The organism is Microbacterium horticulturae (assembly GCF_029094505.1).
GTDB classification, from domain to species: domain Bacteria; phylum Actinomycetota; class Actinomycetes; order Actinomycetales; family Microbacteriaceae; genus Microbacterium; species Microbacterium horticulturae.
Genome location: NZ_CP119108.1, coordinates 1,924,107 through 1,939,625, shown reverse-complemented (window position 1 = coordinate 1,939,625; position 15,519 = coordinate 1,924,107). Strand labels below are relative to the sequence as shown.

General features: G+C 69.1%; 16 protein-coding genes and 1 tRNA gene. 12 read left to right on the top strand and 5 right to left on the bottom strand.

Annotated elements, in window-relative coordinates:
* Positions 1–16 precede the first annotated feature (16 nt).
* The gene (locus PU630_RS09360) at positions 17–910 is read left to right on the top strand and encodes a cation diffusion facilitator family transporter (RefSeq protein WP_275276810.1); all 894 of its coding nucleotides are present in this window, start codon (positions 17–19) and stop codon (positions 908–910) included.
* On the opposite strand, the gene PU630_RS09355 is transcribed toward PU630_RS09360, so the two are convergent.
* A complete protein-coding gene (locus PU630_RS09355; protein WP_275276809.1) occupies positions 907–3,435 on the bottom strand; it encodes an ATP-dependent DNA ligase in 2,529 nt (842 codons plus the stop codon). The genes PU630_RS09360 and PU630_RS09355 overlap by 4 nt on opposite strands.
* A gap of 123 nt (positions 3,436–3,558) precedes the next feature.
* On the opposite strand from PU630_RS09355, the gene ku reads away from it, so the two are divergent.
* The gene (gene ku / locus PU630_RS09350) at positions 3,559–4,386 is read left to right on the top strand and encodes a non-homologous end joining protein Ku (protein WP_275276808.1); all 828 of its coding nucleotides are present in this window, start codon (positions 3,559–3,561) and stop codon (positions 4,384–4,386) included.
* A gap of 12 nt (positions 4,387–4,398) precedes the next feature.
* Here ku and PU630_RS09345 read toward each other — a convergent pair whose 3' ends face one another.
* The 3 genes from PU630_RS09345 to PU630_RS09335 form a co-directional block, all read right to left on the bottom strand.
* Positions 4,399–5,109 carry a DedA family protein gene (locus PU630_RS09345; protein ID WP_275276807.1) on the bottom strand — a complete coding sequence of 237 codons (711 nt, stop codon included), beginning with the start codon at positions 5,107–5,109 and terminating at the stop codon, positions 4,399–4,401.
* 51 nt (positions 5,110–5,160) lie between these two features.
* Positions 5,161–5,242, bottom strand: a tRNA-Leu gene (locus PU630_RS09340).
* A gap of 87 nt (positions 5,243–5,329) precedes the next feature.
* Positions 5,330–6,388 carry an acyltransferase family protein gene (locus PU630_RS09335; RefSeq protein ID WP_275276806.1) on the bottom strand — a complete coding sequence of 353 codons (1,059 nt, stop codon included), beginning with the start codon at positions 6,386–6,388 and terminating at the stop codon, positions 5,330–5,332.
* Between the two features lie 192 nt (positions 6,389–6,580).
* Here PU630_RS09335 and PU630_RS09330 point away from each other — a divergent pair, with 192 nt between their 5' ends.
* Genes PU630_RS09330 through PU630_RS09300 form a run of 7 tightly spaced genes read left to right on the top strand, consistent with a single transcriptional unit; the run spans position 6,581 to position 11,031 of the window.
* On the top strand, positions 6,581–7,741 hold the full coding sequence (locus tag PU630_RS09330; RefSeq protein ID WP_275276805.1) for a TadA family conjugal transfer-associated ATPase: 1,161 nt from the start codon (positions 6,581–6,583) through the stop codon (positions 7,739–7,741).
* Positions 7,738–8,592 (top strand): type II secretion system F family protein, encoded by an 855-nt coding sequence (locus PU630_RS09325; protein ID WP_275276804.1) that lies wholly within the window; start codon positions 7,738–7,740, stop codon positions 8,590–8,592. The genes PU630_RS09330 and PU630_RS09325 overlap by 4 nt, the downstream gene beginning before the upstream one ends.
* Positions 8,589–9,509 (top strand): type II secretion system F family protein, encoded by a 921-nt coding sequence (locus PU630_RS09320; RefSeq protein WP_275276803.1) that lies wholly within the window; start codon positions 8,589–8,591, stop codon positions 9,507–9,509. The genes PU630_RS09325 and PU630_RS09320 overlap by 4 nt, the downstream gene beginning before the upstream one ends.
* 18 nt (positions 9,510–9,527) lie before the next feature.
* Complete coding sequence (locus PU630_RS09315; RefSeq protein ID WP_275276802.1) at positions 9,528–9,722, top strand: hypothetical protein; 195 nt, start codon at positions 9,528–9,530, stop codon at positions 9,720–9,722.
* Position 9,723: 1 nt separating this feature from the next.
* The gene (locus tag PU630_RS09310; RefSeq protein ID WP_275276801.1) at positions 9,724–10,119 is read left to right on the top strand and encodes a TadE/TadG family type IV pilus assembly protein; all 396 of its coding nucleotides are present in this window, start codon (positions 9,724–9,726) and stop codon (positions 10,117–10,119) included.
* A complete protein-coding gene (locus PU630_RS09305; RefSeq protein ID WP_275276800.1) occupies positions 10,094–10,543 on the top strand; it encodes a TadE family protein in 450 nt (149 codons plus the stop codon). The genes PU630_RS09310 and PU630_RS09305 overlap by 26 nt, the downstream gene beginning before the upstream one ends.
* Positions 10,540–11,031 carry a pilus assembly protein TadG-related protein gene (locus PU630_RS09300; protein ID WP_275276799.1) on the top strand — a complete coding sequence of 164 codons (492 nt, stop codon included), beginning with the start codon at positions 10,540–10,542 and terminating at the stop codon, positions 11,029–11,031. The genes PU630_RS09305 and PU630_RS09300 overlap by 4 nt, the downstream gene beginning before the upstream one ends.
* Positions 11,032–11,049: 18 nt before the next feature.
* On the opposite strand, the gene PU630_RS09295 is transcribed toward PU630_RS09300, so the two are convergent.
* Positions 11,050–12,276 carry an MFS transporter gene (locus PU630_RS09295; protein ID WP_275280065.1) on the bottom strand — a complete coding sequence of 409 codons (1,227 nt, stop codon included), beginning with the start codon at positions 12,274–12,276 and terminating at the stop codon, positions 11,050–11,052.
* Positions 12,277–12,358: 82 nt separating this feature from the next.
* Between PU630_RS09295 and prfB the strand changes: the two genes are divergently transcribed.
* From prfB to ftsX, 3 genes are all read left to right on the top strand, one after another.
* Positions 12,359–13,468, top strand: coding sequence for a peptide chain release factor 2 (gene prfB, locus PU630_RS09290; protein ID WP_275276798.1), 1,110 nt, complete (start codon positions 12,359–12,361; stop codon positions 13,466–13,468).
* 61 nt (positions 13,469–13,529) lie between these two features.
* Complete coding sequence (gene ftsE / locus PU630_RS09285) at positions 13,530–14,543, top strand: cell division ATP-binding protein FtsE (protein WP_275276797.1); 1,014 nt, start codon at positions 13,530–13,532, stop codon at positions 14,541–14,543.
* Positions 14,540–15,454 carry a permease-like cell division protein FtsX gene (gene ftsX / locus PU630_RS09280; protein WP_275276796.1) on the top strand — a complete coding sequence of 305 codons (915 nt, stop codon included), beginning with the start codon at positions 14,540–14,542 and terminating at the stop codon, positions 15,452–15,454. Before ftsE ends, ftsX begins: the two co-directional genes overlap by 4 nt.
* The last annotated feature ends 65 nt before the right edge of the window (positions 15,455–15,519 follow it).

Sequence of the window (15,519 nt, the reverse complement as noted above, 5' to 3'; positions counted from 1 at the left end):
ACTCTAGCCTGGAAGCGTGCACGACCATGCTCCCGGTATCCGCGGGGCGGGCAACCGCCGGTTGCTCGCCGTCTCGCTGAGCATCACCGGGGCGGTCATGGTCGTGCAGATCATCGGCAGCGTCCTGTCGGGATCGCTTGCGCTGCTCGCCGACGCTGCGCACATGCTCACCGATGCCGCGGCCCTCGTGATCGCACTGATCGCGAGCTCGGTCGCACTGCGCCCGGCCAACGACCGCCGCACCTTCGGATATCAGCGGGCCGAAGTGCTCGGCGCGCTGGTCAATGCGGTGATCCTCATCGTGTTGGCGGTGTGGGTGGCCGTCGAGGGCGTACTTCGGCTCACCACCGCGCAGATCGAGGTCGCCGGTCCGACGATGCTGGTGGTCGCGGACATCGGACTGTGCGCGAACGCCGTGTCGATGTGGCTGCTCTCCCGCGCGCAGCGCCACAGCATCAACGTGCGCGGGGCGTACCTGGAGGTCATGGGCGACCTGCTCGGCTCCGTCGCGGTGATCGTGGCGGCGACCATCATCCTGACGACCGGCTGGATGCCTGCGGACGCGCTCGCGTCTCTGCTGATCGCGGTCATGATCGTGCCGCGCGCGGTCGGCCTGCTGCGTGAAGTCGCCTCGGTACTCAGCGAATCGGTGCCGGCGGGCATGCGGGTGGAGACGATCCGCGAGCACATCCTCACCACGCCCGGCGTGCGCGAGGTGCACGACGTGCATGTCTGGCAGCTGACGCGGGGAGCGCCGGTCTTCACCGCGCATGTCGTGGTCGACGACGACACGACGACGGGCGAGGTGCTCACCCGGCTGCAGACCTGCCTGGCCGAGCACTTCGACGTCGAGCACTCGACGTTCCAGCTCGAGCCGGCCGGGCATACCGACCCCGACGCACACGTCTAGTCCTCGCGGCGCACCTCGCTCGGTGTCTTGTCGGGGCGAAGACCACGCCAGCGGGCCTGCCGGAGCGCCCCGCCCGGGCTGAACTCGGCGAATTCCACCTCGCCGACCAGCTCGGGCCGCACCCAGAGCGCATCCCGCGCGTCGGCCGACGGCACGTTCGTGAACGGGTTCTCATCGGTGCGCAGCGGCTCGAGCTGCTCCGACAGCAGCCGCAGGGTGGATTCTCCGAACCCGCTGCCGACGCGGCCGACATAGCGCAGGCCATCGTCGTCGGGGATGCCCAGGAGCAGCGACCCGATCGTGCCGGTGCGCCCGCCGCGGCCCGGACGGATCCCGCCGATCACCACCTCCTGCGTCTGCGTGAGCTTGACCTTCAGCCACTGGTCGGTGCGGACGCCGCGGCGGTAGACCGACGCCGGATTCTTCACGACGATGCCCTCCAACCGCAGTCGGCGCGCCGTTGCCAGCGTGTCGTCGACGTCGTCGAACACCGGCGGCACGACGATCTCGTCGATCGTGTCGGCACTGATGCCCTCAAGAAGCTCGCGTCGCTCGCGCAGCGGGCGGCCGGTGACATCCTCTCCGCCGGCGGAGAGCACGTCGAACAGGTGATAACGCACGGGCGTCTGCTGCCGCTGCACCTCGATCTGCCGCGGCGAGGTGAGATGCATCCGGTTCTGCATGCGGCTGAAACTGGGTCGGCCCGTTGCGTCGAGGGCGATGATCTCCCCGTCGACGACCGCAGGCTCTTCGCCCAGCCCGGGATCGACAGCGGTCAGTTCGGGATACCGGTTCGTGATGTCGGTGCCGCTGCGGGCGTACAGGTGCAGGGAACTCCCGTCCCACACGCCGACGGCGCGGATGCCGTCCCACTTCATCTCGGCCCAGGCGCCCCAGCGGGCAGCGGCCGAACGGGCGAGCGGAGGTGTGGCGAGGGTCGACAGCATGGGCTTGACGGCATTCGGCCCGGTAGGCGGCAGCGTTCTCGCCGATCGGGCGGTCGCGGCATCCCGCGTCTTCTTCGTGGCCGGCTGCGTCTTCTTCGGCGGCGGCGTTCTCTTCGGGTGCGGTGCCGCACTCGGCACCGCTTCATCGGCCTGCTCGGTGGCGACCACGGGCTCTCCGTCAGACTGCACGCGGCCGGCCGCATCCGTCTTGGTGCGGTGCAGCAGCCAACTCGATTTCTCACCCGCACCCTGCGTGCGAATGAGAGCGAGGCGTACCGTGCCGAGCGGGCCACCCGGCCGGCCGTGGGCGGTGAAGATGACTTCGTCGTCGCGCCACTTCTCCGGCTCGTAGCGGCCGTCATCCCAGATCGTGACGGTGCCCCCGCCGTATTCGCCCCGCGGGATCGTGCCCTCGAACGACCCGTACTCGAGCGGGTGGTCCTCGGTCATCACGGCGAGGCTGTTGCGCTTCGCGGTGTGCGGTACACCGCGCGGCACCGCCCAGCTCACGAACACGCCGTCGTGCTCCAGGCGCAGGTCCCAGTGCAGGCGACGGGCGTGATGCTCCTGGATCACGAAGCGCGGCTCCTGGCCCGCTGGCGTCGCTACGGCGAGGGGGTTCTCGGGTACCGGTTCTGGCGTGCGCGCCGGATCACGCTTGGCGATGTACGTGGAGAGGGGGCCGGATGCCGCAGCCCGCCCGCCTGCGCGGAAGCCCAGCTCGCCCATCGGGTCGACCTTGTCGTCGGCGCGGGCGAGCACCTCTGTGTAGTCGAGCTGGCTCAGCCCGGGATCGGCCAGCTCGTCCCACGAGCGCGGAGCCGCGACGGTGGGGTGGTCGCGGCCGCGCAGCGAGTACGGGGCGATCGTGGTCTTGCTGCCGTTGTTCTGGCTCCAGTCGAGAAACACCCGCCCGGCGCGCAGGTTCTTCGCCATGCGGCTCACGACGAGGTCGGGGTGATCGGCCTCCAGCGCGCGGGCGAGCTCTTTGGCCAGGGCCGACGCCTGGTCGCTCGTCTGCGAGCCATCGAGTCCGGCATACAGATGCAGCCCCTTGCTGCCGCTCGTGACGGGGAAGGCCTCCAGCCCCATGCCGGCGAGGATCTCGCGCACCCACATCGCGACCTGTGCGCACTCGGCCAGCCCGATCCCGGGACCCGGGTCGAGATCGAGCACGAGCCGGTCGGGGTTGCCGCGTGCGCCCTCGGGCGAGAATCGCCACTGCGGCACGTGCAGCTCAAGGCTGGCGACCTGGGCAAGGTAGACGAGGGTCGCGACATCGTCGACGAGGGGATAGTCCTTGGGCCCGGACGAGTGCTGAATCGGCAGTCGGCGGACCCAGTCGGGGGCGCCGGGCTCGAGAGCCTTGGCGAAGAACGGCGCCTGGTCGACGCCGTCGGGCCACCTCTTGCGGGTGACCGGTCGATCGGCGATGTGCGGCAGGAGGAGTGGGGCTATGCGGGTGTAGTAGTCGATCACCTCACCTTTGGTGGTGCTGGTTCGGGGGTAGAGCACCTTGTCGAGGCGCGTGAGGCGCAGGCGTCTCCCACCCACCTGAACCAACGTCTCGTCGCCCATGTCACCCATCCTGCATGTTCTCGGCGCGGACCGCAGGGGGTTGCGCCGGGCGGTGTTTTTCCGCTTCTGTCCGCGAATCGCAAGGGGATTGCCAACGGGTGCAGGGACGTGTGTACTGAGGGCATGAGGGCGATCTGGAAGGGCGCGCTGACGTTCGGGCTGGTGAACGTTCCGGTCAAGCTCTATGCCGCGACCGAGGACCACGACCTGTCTCTCCATCAGGTGCATGCGAAGGACGGCGGCCGAATCCGCTATCAGCGGGTGTGCGAGCTCGACGGTGAGGTCGTGCCGTACTCCGACATCGACCGTGCTTACGACGACGGCGAGCAGACGGTCGTGATCACCAAGGAAGACTTCGCGGCCCTGCCGGCCGAGCGCAGCCGCGAGATCGAGGTCGTCGAGTTCGTCCCGAGCGATCAGATCGATCCGCTGCTGTTCGAGCGGGCCTACTTCCTCGAGCCCGACTCCTCCTCGCCGAAGGCGTACGCGTTGTTGCGCGAGACGCTCGAGCGCACGGATCGCACCGCGATCGTGCAGTTCTCGCTGCGCCAGAAGACGAGCCTCGCGGCGCTGCGGGTGCGCGGTGATGTCCTCGTGCTGCAGACGATGCGCTGGGCCGACGAGATCCGCGAGGCGACCTTCCCGGTGCTGGATGACGACGTGAAGGTCTCCGACAAAGAGCTCAAGCTGTCGGCGGCCCTGGTCGAGGGGTTCGCCGCCGACTTCGACCCGGAGGCCTTCCACGACGACTACCAGGAAGAGCTGCGCACACTCATCGACGCGAAGCGTGAGAAGGGTGAGACGATCGACACCGCCGAGACGTTCGGCGAGGCCGAGCAGGAGGAGGGTGGCGAGGTCATCGACCTCATGGAGGCGCTGCGCGCCAGCGTCGAGCGCACGCGCAAGGAGCGCACCGCGAAGCCCAAGGGCAAGCGCGCGTCCGGGGAGTAGCCCCGGCCGCGGTCAGCTGTTGTGCTGCGCCGACTCGTCGGACGCGGCATCCGTCGACTTCGCAGGCATGGCCGCATCGTGGCGGGCCTTCGCGCGCTCACGGAAGTAGTGCCATGCCGTGGCGGCGAACGACAGGACGACGACCCCGATGAGGATCAGCTCGATGTAGTTCGTGACGAAGTCGCGGATGAAGGGGATGAACGCGATGCCGTAGCCGAGGATCGTGAGTCCGAAGCCCCACAGGAGAGCGCCGATGAGGTTGTACAGCGAGTACCGGCGCCACGGCATGCGGCCGACGCCCGCTGCCACCGGCGCGAAGGTGCGCACGACCGGGACGAATCGGGCGAGCACGACCGTCATTCCGCCGTAGCGCTCGAAGAATGCGTTCGTGCGCTCGACGTTGCGGCGACTGAACAGGCCGGAATCCTTGCGCTCGAAGACGGCCGGGCCGCCCTTGCTGCCGATGAGATAGCCGACCTCGCCCCCGATGAACGCCGACAGGGCGATCAGCAGCGAGACCACCCAGACGTTGAGGCCGAAGACGTTGTTCGTGTTCGTGAGCAGGCCCGATATGACCAGGAGCGTGTCGCCGGGCAGGACGAAGCCGATGAGCAGCCCCGTCTCGGCGAAGACGATGAAGCATACGACCAGCAGGGCCCAGGGGCCGGCGGCTTCGATGATGGTGTCGGGGCTGAGCCAGGGGATGAGACCTGCAGAGAGCACGTATGTCCCGTCGCGTTGATGGAAGGAGTGGATGCCGCGCAGCGGCGCCCGTGCGGAAGGTGGGACTTGAACCCACACGCCCGAAGGCACAGGAACCTAAATCCTGCGTGTCTGCCGATTTCACCACTCCCGCGAGTGGTCCAAGTCTACTGAGGACGCTGTGCAGAAGCTGTGGGGGAAACCCCCGCTTCCACCCGAGGGAGAGCACCACCCCGAGCCGTCACGCGACACGCCCGCCGACCGCCTCCGGGACTGTGCCGGGGACCTTCTGCGGCGGTGGCGAGTCGCGCCGCGCCAGGAGCCGTCGCCGCCATGCGAGCGAGGGTTGCTCGACGAACCTGCGCGTCGCGGCGGCCAGCGCGAGGCTGACGGCGGCGCCGAGTACGGCGATGATCCACGCGTCGGCGGGCACGACCCGTCGCAGCAGCATGAGCACGGGATAATGCCACAGATACAGCGCGTAGCTGATGACGCCGAGGGAGACCACCGGGCGCCAGGACAGCGCCGCAACGAGGGAGCCGCGCCCCGTCGCGCAGTGCAGCACGACGGGAAGGATGCCGAGCACCGCGATCGGGAGCGAGACGCTGCGGGTGAACCAGCCGAACGATTCGCCGAGGCACGCGGCGGTGAAGACGGCTGCGCCGACCCAGGCGAGCGTCTGGCCCGTGAGCGCAGTCGGCAGATACTCGAGTGCGATGGCGGCAGCGCACCCGAGCAGGATGCCGCCGGCCTTCGTCAGCGGGTTGTACGGCAGCTGGTCTCCGGTGAGGACCCAGCCGGTCAAGCTGGCACCGGCGACGAGGACGGTCAGCGCGATCATCCAGCGTCGACGGAGGTTTGTCTGGAGCATGAGCAGCAGCACGACCGGCCAGACGAGGTAGAACTGCTCTTCCATCGCCAACGACCACGTGTGCGCGAAATAGCCGAGATCCTGGTCGGTGACGGTCGCGACGACGTCGGCGGTGTGCGTGAGCGCCACCGTCGCGTTCACGGCGGAGTGCAGGCCCGTGCTGGGGAGGAATGCGTACAGGGCCGCGAAGACGATGACCATCGCGATCAGCGGCGGGTACAGGCGGATCAGGCGGGTGAGCCAGAAGCGCTTGAGCCCGATCGTGAGGTGCTCCCGCCACTGCTTGAGAAGGATCCGGGTGATGAGAAACCCGCTGATCACGAAGAACACGTCGACGCCGAGACCACCAGGGAAGGCGCTGGACGGGAAGGCGTGGGTCACGAAGACCAGAGCGACCGCGGCGGCCCGGAGCCCGTCCAGTGCCGGCATGTACGTCAGCGACGGTGATCGAATGGATACCACCCTTTCCCACGTCGGACCGACAGGGAATGCCGTGGTCCGGCCTCTCCTCAAAGGTAACAGATTGATAACGGCAGTCTTCTGCCGCTGTCTGGCCGGACCCGGTGCCCAGCCTGTGGATAACTTCTGCGGCGGTTTCGCGTTTCCTGCAACGATGAGGGAATGAGCCTCGCCCACGCCGTCGGTGCGCCCTCCGCGGTGCAGCAGGTGGCCGAGCGAGTGCGCGAGCGACTACGTGCGGAGCACACGGATCCGGCGGGCGATCCCGAGCGCGCCGTCGAGGCCGCCTGGGCTGAGGTGCGTCGACACAACGACTACGCCCTCTCGCGAGGACTGGAACCGATCGACGACGAGACCGCCTGCGTGCGTGAGGCGCTGGCGGCGGTCACCGGCTACGGGCCACTGCAGGCGTACCTGGACGACCCGACCGTCGAAGAGGTCTATATCAACGCGCCCGACCGGATCTTCGTGGCCCGCGGCGGAGTGTCCGAGCGCGTGCCGCTCGTGCTGACCGACGTCGCCGTGCGCGACCTCGTCGAGCGGATGCTGCAGGCGACCGGTCGGCGCGTGGACTTGAGCCAGCCGTTCGTCGATGCATCGCTTCCCGACGGCAGCCGGTTGCACTGCGTGATCCCCGACATCACCCGCCGCCACTGGTCGGTGAACGTGCGCAAATTCCTGCCCGCGCACCGCACGCTCGAGCGGCTGGTCGACAGCGGCTCGATCGGGGTGGACGGAGCCCGGCTGCTACGCGACGCGATGGTCCAGGGGCGAAGCGTCGTGGTGTCGGGTGCCACCCACGCCGGCAAGACCACGCTGCTCGGAGCGCTCATCGGCGCCTGTGCGGCGCGGCAACGCATCGTCACCGTGGAGGAGACCTTCGAGCTGGCCGTCGACGGCCCCGATGTGGTCGCCATGCAGGGGCGCCAGCCCAGTCTCGAGGGCGGAGGCGAGGTCACGCTCCGACGGTTGGTGAAAGAGGCGCTGCGGATGCGCCCCGACCGGCTCGTGGTCGGTGAGGTGCGCGACGCCGAGGCGCTCGATCTCGTCCTCGCATTGAACACCGGCGTGCCGGGGGCTGCCACGGTACACGCGAACTCGGCGGGTGAGGCACTCGTCAAGCTGTCCTCGCTGCCGTTGCTGGCCGGCCGCAACATCGACGCGGGTTTCATCCTTCCGGCGGTCGCGCGAGGCGTCCAGCTCGTCGCCCACTGTGCCCGCATGCCCGACGGCACTCGCCGGGTTGCCGAGGTCATCGAGACGACGGGGCGAGTGGTCGACGGGCGCATCGAAGCGCACACCGTGTACGGAGGCCGCGGATGACGGTCCTGCTCGGAGCGATGCTGGCCGCCGGCATCTTCCTCGTTCTGGCCCCGTGGCTCTGGCCCGCGGGGCAGCGACGAGCGGAACGACCGCCCGGCGGACTGGGGCGGCTCATGGACGCGGCGGGCTACGCGCACGTGTCAGTGCGGGTACCGGTGACCGCGGCGATGCTCGCGGCAGCGGCCAGCGCGGCGATCGTGTGGCTGCTGCTGGGCGTGCCCGTCGTAGCCGTGCTCGCCGGGGTGGCCGGTGCGACGGCGCCGTTCCTCTGGCTGCGGACGCGGCGGATGCGGCTGCTGCGATCGCGACGTGGGCTCTGGCCCGACGTCTGCGATCTGCTCATCGCGTCGGTCCGGGCAGGGATGTCGCTGCCCGATGCGGTGTCGTCGCTCGGGTCCTCGGCGCCGTCCGCGCTGCGGCCCGCGTTCGCCGCGTTCGCTCGCGACATCGCCGCCTCGGGGCACTTCGACTCCGCCGCCGTGCGCCTGAAGACCACGCTGTCAGACCCGGTCGCCGACCGCATCATCGAGACGCTGCGGATGGCGCGTCAGGTCGGCGGGACCGAACTGGTTCCTGTTCTCCGGGCGCTGGGGTCGTCGGTCCGGGCGGACTCCACGCTGCGAGCCGAGGTCGAGGCCCGTCAGTCGTGGCTGCGCAGCGCCGCGGTACTGGGCGTCGTCGCTCCCTGGGTCGTCCTGGCACTGCTGGCCGCACGCCCCGAAGGATCAGCGGCGTACAGCAGCCCCCAGGGCATCGCGCTCGTCATCGCCGGGGCAGCGGTGTCGTTCATCGCCTACCGCCTCATGATCCGACTGGGCCGGCTGCCCGATCCGCGGCGGTGGTTCGGGTGACCCCGATCACAGACCTCGCGATGGCTGTGGTCGCCGGGACCGCCTTCGGCGCCGGCGCCTGGCTTCTTCTGCTGCTCACGCCTCGCTGGGGCGCAGTGGGACTCGAGCAGCGCATCGCGCCGTACATCCGCGACGTCTCCGACCCTCAGGGGCTCACGCCCCTCGCCACACCGCCGACCTGGTCGACGCGAATACGGGCGCGATGGGACCGGATGCTGTCGGGATCGGATGCCGTGTCTCGTCGTCTGCGGCAGGCAGGCCGCAGCGGCGGTCGCGAGGGGGTGACCTCGTTCCGGACACGCCAGCTTGTCTGGGGCTTGGGTGGGGTCGTCGTCGGCGCGCTGGCCGGTGTTCTCGTGGTACTCACCGGCCGACCGCCGGTTGCAGCCGTGCTCCTGCCCGCACTTGCCGGATTGGCGGGCCTGGCCGCCTGCGATCTGCTGCTCACACAGGCTGCGCGTGCGCGGGTCTCGCGCATCGAGGAGGAGCTGCCGACCGTCTTGGAGTTCCTTGCGCTGTGCCTGTCGGCAGGAGAGGGCATTCTCGACTCGCTGCGCAGGGTCGGAAGACTCGAAGGCGGTGAGCTCACGAGTGAGCTGCGCGATGTGGTGCTGGCCGTCGGCACGGGGTCGTCGCTGGCAGAGGCTCTGACCGCGTTCGCGCACGAGTTGGATGTGCCGTGTCTGAACCGGTCGGTGGACCACATCGCTGCGGCGCTGGACCGAGGGGCACCGCTGGCACAAGTGCTGCAAGCACAGGCGGCCGACGCCCGTGAGGATGCGAAGCAGACTCTGATCGAGCGCGCGGGACGCAACGAGATCAAGATGATGCTGCCCCTCGTGTTCCTGATCCTTCCCATATCGGTGCTGTTCGCGATTTTTCCGGGCGTGTTCATGCTGCGCCTCGGGATCGGATGAAACGAAGGAGAGAAAACCATGCGCGAGTTGTGGAGCCGCCTGCGGGTGCGCGCGACGCTGGCATTCGTCCCCCGGGAAGACCGCGGAGACGTCCCTGGCTGGGTATTGGTGACGCTGATGACCGCCGGACTTGTCGTCGCTATCTGGGCGCTCGCCGGCCCCGCGCTCGCCGACCTGTTCGAGCAGGCGATATCGAAGGTCTCCGGTCTGTAGCGTGCGCCGTCGACCTCTGTCCGGCGACGACCGCGGGTCCGCACCCGTCGAGTTCATCCTCGTCGGCACGCTGCTGACGGTACTCACCCTCGGCGTGCTCCAACTCGGCCTCGGGGTGTACGTGCGCAATGTCGTGCACGACGCGGCGGTGGAGGGCGCGTATCGGGCTGCACTCGCCGACACGTCGCTGACAGATGGGGAGAAGCGCACGAGAGAGCTGATCACGCGTGCCATCGGCGCGTCCTACGCGCGGCAGGTGGAGGCCACGGTGACCTCGGTGGGCGGCCAGCGCACGGTGACAGTGACCGTGCGCACGCCGATTCCGGTGATGGGGCTCCTCGGCGCTCCCGGGGCGTGGGAGGTGAGCGCCGATGCTCCGGCGGAGAGTTTGGAGTGACGACGACGGCAATGCACCGCTCGAGTTCATCTTGGGCGGGCTCATCCTTCTGGTGCCGCTCGTCTACCTGGTCGTTGCGCTGGGGATCATCCAGGAGCAGTCGCTGGGGGTCGAATCGGGCGCCCGCCATATAGCGCGGGCGGTGGCCACGGCACCGGACGCCGACACCGCGCGCCAGCGCGCCGACGCCGTCGCCCGGGCGATCGCCGATGAGTACGGCATCCACCCGGATCGACTCGATGTGGCGATGACCTGTCGGCCGGCCGGCGAGTGCCCGCGCGCCGGGGCGACCCTCGTCGTCACGATCGCCACGCGCGCGTCGCTCCCGCTGGCACCCGCAGTGCTCGGCATCGACCGGCTTGCCAGCGTCCCGGTGTCGGCGTCCGCGGCCGCGAAGATCTCACGCGTCTGGGGCGACGGATGACCGTGCACGGATCGGGGCCGGCGACGTCGAGGAGAGGTCTGCTCGAGTGGTTCCGCGTACTGAGTGCACGCACGTCAGACGAGAACGACGACGAGGGCAGCATCCTGCCTCTGGTGATCGGGTACGCCATGATCGCTCTGATCGTCATCCTCGTGTGCACCGATGCGACGTCGCTCTACCTCACGCAGAAGCGGCTGGACGCGCTCGCGGATGCCGCGGCTCTCGCCGGTGCGGACGGCTACGTCATCTCGGCCGTCGGCGACGACAGCGCCGCGGCCCACCTGACCGCAGACGGGGTGCGTGCCCAGGCGGCGTCGCTGATCGCCGATGTCGGCGGCGGCGCGGTCCTGGTCGCGGCCGACACCCCCGACGGCACCTCCGCCCGGGTGCAGGTGCGCGACGCGTGGCATCCACCCGTGCTCACGGTGTTCGTGCCGCAGGGCATCACCCTCACGGCGACGGCGACCAGCCGCACCGCCCTCGACTGACGTCCGGCCGCGCGTGCGTCAGGTCCTCGGCACGTACCGGGGGATCCAGCGCACGAAGGCGAGCGCTCCCAGTACGCCGACCGCCCCCATGACGCCGGTGGCCAGCGACAGCGAGACCAGAGCCGTGAGCGCCGAGACGAGCAGAGGCGCCGCGGCACCGCCGGCATCAGTCAGGGTGCGCCACGATCCGAGGAACGCCGCGGGGTCGGACTGCGGGGCGAGATCGGCGCCGAGAGTCATCAGGATGCCGCTGGACATCCCGTTGCCCACGCCGAGCACCGCGGCGAACAGGGCGAACCACATCGCGGCCTCGGGCGTGTCGTGCGTGAACGCCAGCGCGACGAAGCCCGCACCCATCAGCAGCATCGCCGGCAGCGCCGCCCACAGCCTGCCGAAGCGGTCCATGACCTGACCCGACGCGTAGAAGAGCGCGAAGTCGAGGGCTCCCGAGATGCCGACGACCAACGAGATGGTCTGGGCGTCGAGCCCGATCGAGACGCCCCAAAGCGGCAGCACGACCTGGCGCGCCGAGCGCACAGCCGCGAGCATGGCCGCCGCGACGCCCAGCCGCAGGAGCACCTCGCGATGGCGCCCCATCGTGCGGAACACGCCGGTGGACGCCTCGTGGACGCGCACCGGTCCGGTGATGGCCTCGCCGGTGTCTTCTTCGAGCGCCGGAGAGCCCTCGGTGCGCGCGAGGGCGGCTGCGGCATCCTTCTCCGGATCCGGCCCCAGCAGCACGAGCAGCACGACGCCGATGAGGCAGATGAGCGCGAACCAGATAGCGGCGTGCGCGTCACCGAAGATGCCGAGCAGGCCCGCGGCGACGAAGGGGCCGATGAACACGCCGAGACGGAACGAGCCGCCCAGCATCGACAGTGCCCGGGCACGGAACGACAGCGGGATGCGCGTCGTCATGAACGCGTGTCGCGCCAGACCGAACACGGCCGCGCAGAACCCGAGCACGAACACCGCGATCGTGAGTGTCACGAGGTTGGGAGCGGCGATCAGCCCGATCGTGGCGGCGATGCCGAAGCAGCCGCCGATCGCCATCGTCGCCCGTTCGCCGATCCGCGCGACCGCCCAGCCGGCGGGCAGATTGCCGCACAGCTGCCCGACGACGAGCGCCGATGAGACGAGGGCAGCCAGAGCGACGCCCGCGCCCAGATGCGCCGCGATCACCGGGATCAGGGGCACGACGGCGCCTTCGCCGATCGAGAAGAGAAGGGTCGGGCCGTAGATCATCGGGCCGAAACGCCACAGGACGGTCCCGACGCGCAGGGGAGGGGGAACGGCGGTCACCGCATCCACGTTAGTCTGGAGTGTCATGCTCGAACTCGATCTGTCTGCCGACATCCAGGCCCTGCGTTCCACCTTCGCCGACATCCAGGCGGTGGTCGACGTGCCTGCGCTGCGGGCAGAGATCGAGCGCCTGAGCGAGGAGGCCGGCGTCCCCGACCTCTGGGACGACCCCGAGAAGGCCCAGAAGGTGACGAGCTCGCTCAGTCACCGACAGTCCGAACTCGCTCGCGTCAACGAGATCGAGCGTCGCCTTGACGACCTCGAGGTGCTCGTCGAGCTGGCCAACGAGATGGAGGACGAGGACTCGGTGGCCGAGGCGCGAGCCGAGCTGAAGTCGCTCGAAGACGTCATCGGTCAGCTCGAGGTGCAGACGCTGCTGGACGGCGAGTTCGATGAGCGTCCTGCGGTGGTGACCATCCGCGCCGGCGCCGGCGGGGTGGATGCCGCGGACTTCGCCGACATGCTGTTGCGCATGTATCTGCGCTGGGCCGAGCACAACAAGTACCCCGTCACCGTGATGGACACGTCTTACGCCGAAGAGGCCGGCATCAAGTCCGCCACGTTCGAGGTCGACGCGCCCTACGCCTTCGGCACGCTCAGCGTCGAGGCCGGCACGCACCGACTGGTGCGGATGAGCCCGTTCAACTCGGCAGGCAAGCGGCAGACCTCGTTCGCCGCCGTCGAGGTGATCCCGCTCATGGAAGAGGCCACCGAGGTCGAGATCCCCGAGGCCGACATCCGCGTCGACGTGTTCCGCTCCTCCGGTCCGGGTGGTCAGTCCGTCAACACGACCGACTCCGCGGTGCGCATCACCCACCTGCCGACCGGCATCGTCGTCTCGATGCAGAACGAGAAGTCGCAGATCCAGAACCGCGCCGCCGCCCTCCGCGTGCTGCAGTCGCGCCTGCTGCTGCTGCAGAAGGAGCAGGAGGCCGCGACGAAGAAGGAGCTGGCCGGCAACATCACCGCCAGCTGGGGCGACCAGATGCGGTCGTACGTGCTCGCGCCGTATCAGATGGTCAAGGACCTGCGCACCGACTACGAGGTCAACAACCCCCAGGCCGTCTTCGACGGCGACCTCGACGGATTCATCTCGTCGGGCATTCGGTGGCGCAAGCGTAAGAACGACGAGTGATCCACGCCGCGGCGGTGTCGCTCCCAGAGATCGGGCCCGCGCCGCTTAGGCTCGTTGAGCCATGATCCGGTTCGAAAACGTCACCAAGCGGTATCGCGGCACCTTGAAACCCGCACTCCAGAACGTGGACTTCGAGGTGCAACGCGGTGAATTCGTCTTCCTCGTGGGGCCGTCCGGGTCAGGCAAGTCAACGTGCCTGCGGATGGTGCTCCGAGAGGAGACCCCGAGCGAAGGACGCGTCGTGGTCCTCGGACGCGATCTGCGCACCGTGTCGAACCGCAAGGCCCCGTACTTCCGCCGCCACATCGGGGCGGTCTTCCAGGACTTCCGGCTGCTGCCGACCAAGACCGTGACCCAGAACGTCGCGTTCGCGCTCGAGGTCATCGGCGCCTCCCGCGCGGCCATTCGCCAGTCCGTTCCCGAGGTGCTTGCGCTGGTGGGACTCGAGGGCAAGGGAAAGCGACTGCCCCACGAGCTCTCCGGCGGTGAGCAGCAGCGCGTGGCGATCGCCCGCGCACTCGTCAATCGTCCCCAGGTGCTGCTGGCCGACGAGCCCACGGGCAACCTCGACCCCGCCACGTCGGTGGGCATCATGCAACTCCTCGCCCGCATCAACGCGACCGGGACGACCGTGCTGATGGCCACCCACGAAGCCGGCTTCGTCGACCAGATGCAGCGCCGCGTGATCGAGCTGCACGAAGGCGAGATGCTGCGCGACGAGCGCCATGGCGGCTACGGCGACACCTCGGGCCTGCCGAGCCTTGCTCCTGGACCCGAGCGCGGCGCCGCAGCGGTGGCCGCGTTGACGGCCGTGCTGGAGGTGCACCGCGAGACGGTCACCGGCGGTATGGCGACGGTGGACGGGGATGCCGCGGCCGCCGACGAGACGCAGGCTGCGGCATCCACTCCCGCCGTCACGACACCGCCCGCCGCGTCTGACGTCGCAACGCGCGACCGCGGAACGCCCGCGCCCGACGCGGCAGCACCGGCCGAGCAGGAGCTGCCCGATGCGCTGGGCGTGGCCGACCGCCTGGGTCTGGACGATGACGAAGACGAAGTGGGGCCCACGCGATGAGGGGCAGCCTGGTGATCCGCGAGGCCCTGAACGGCCTGCGGCGCAACGCATCCATGATCATCTCGATAGTGCTGGTCACGTTCGTCTCGCTCACCTTCGTGGGTGCGGCGATCCTGATGCAGGCGCAGATCGGCACGATGCGCGACTTCTGGACGGGGCGCGCGCAGGTGCAGGTGTCGATGTGCGTCGACGGCGCGCGCGAGGCGACCTGCGACAAGGGGGCGGCCAGCGACAAGCAGATCGAAGCCGTCAAATCGCAACTCGACGGTGACGGGCTGAAGCCGCTCATCGCGAAGTACCGCTTCGAGACCCCCAAGCAGGCGTACGAGAACGCGCTCAAGCTGCTCGGCGAGGACTACAAAGACATCTTGAGCCCCGACCAATTCGGTGCGAGCTTCTACATCAACCTCGTCGATCCGCAGAACTCGGAGGTGATCACCGAAGCGTTCAACGGAAAGAAGGGCGTGGAGGGCGTCCAAGACCAGATGAAGCTGCTCCAGCCCCTTTTCACGGCGCTGACCGTCTCGACGTACATCGCCGTCGGCATCGCCGTGCTGATGCTCATCGCCGCCGTATTGCTGATCGCGACCACGATCCGCCTGTCGGCGTTCGCGCGCCGAAGAGAGCTGCGGATCATGCGGCTGGTGGGAGCCTCGAACGGGTTCATCCAGACGCCGTTCATCCTCGAGGGTGTCTTGGCCGCCCTGATCGGGTCGGTGCTGTCGGGGCTGGCGATCTGGGCGGGCGTCAAGTTCGGCGTCAACGGCTACCTGCGCAGCCGAGTCGACTTCATCACCACGTGGGTGGGCATGGGCGACGTCGCCTACGTCGTCCCGGTGCTCATCGGTCTGGGTGTGATCCTGGCGGCGGTGTCGGCCGGGTTCGCCATCCGGCGTTGGCTGCGCGCGTAGCTGCGATACACTGATGGGCTGCCGCCACCACGGCTGCGGCATCCATCACCATCCACAGCGGGAGA

Bases quoted from the DNA above. Each gene is read 5' to 3' on its own strand.
- PU630_RS09355 (WP_275276809.1), bottom strand. From the start codon at position 3,435: ATGGGCGACGAGACGTTGGTTCAGGTGGGTGGGAGACGCCTGCGCCTC.
- ku (WP_275276808.1), top strand. From the start codon at position 3,559: ATGAGGGCGATCTGGAAGGGCGCGCTGACGTTCGGGCTGGTGAACGTT.
- PU630_RS09335 (WP_275276806.1), bottom strand. From the start codon at position 6,388: ATGCCGGCACTGGACGGGCTCCGGGCCGCCGCGGTCGCTCTGGTCTTC.
- PU630_RS09330 (WP_275276805.1), top strand. From the start codon at position 6,581: ATGAGCCTCGCCCACGCCGTCGGTGCGCCCTCCGCGGTGCAGCAGGTG.
- PU630_RS09325 (WP_275276804.1), top strand. From the start codon at position 7,738: ATGACGGTCCTGCTCGGAGCGATGCTGGCCGCCGGCATCTTCCTCGTT.
- PU630_RS09315 (WP_275276802.1), top strand. From the start codon at position 9,528: ATGCGCGAGTTGTGGAGCCGCCTGCGGGTGCGCGCGACGCTGGCATTC.
- PU630_RS09305 (WP_275276800.1), top strand. From the start codon at position 10,094: ATGCTCCGGCGGAGAGTTTGGAGTGACGACGACGGCAATGCACCGCTC.
- PU630_RS09300 (WP_275276799.1), top strand. From the start codon at position 10,540: ATGACCGTGCACGGATCGGGGCCGGCGACGTCGAGGAGAGGTCTGCTC.
- PU630_RS09295 (WP_275280065.1), bottom strand. From the start codon at position 12,276: ATGATCTACGGCCCGACCCTTCTCTTCTCGATCGGCGAAGGCGCCGTC.
- prfB (WP_275276798.1), top strand. From the start codon at position 12,359: ATGCTCGAACTCGATCTGTCTGCCGACATCCAGGCCCTGCGTTCCACC.
- ftsE (WP_275276797.1), top strand. From the start codon at position 13,530: ATGATCCGGTTCGAAAACGTCACCAAGCGGTATCGCGGCACCTTGAAA.
- ftsX (WP_275276796.1), top strand. From the start codon at position 14,540: ATGAGGGGCAGCCTGGTGATCCGCGAGGCCCTGAACGGCCTGCGGCGC.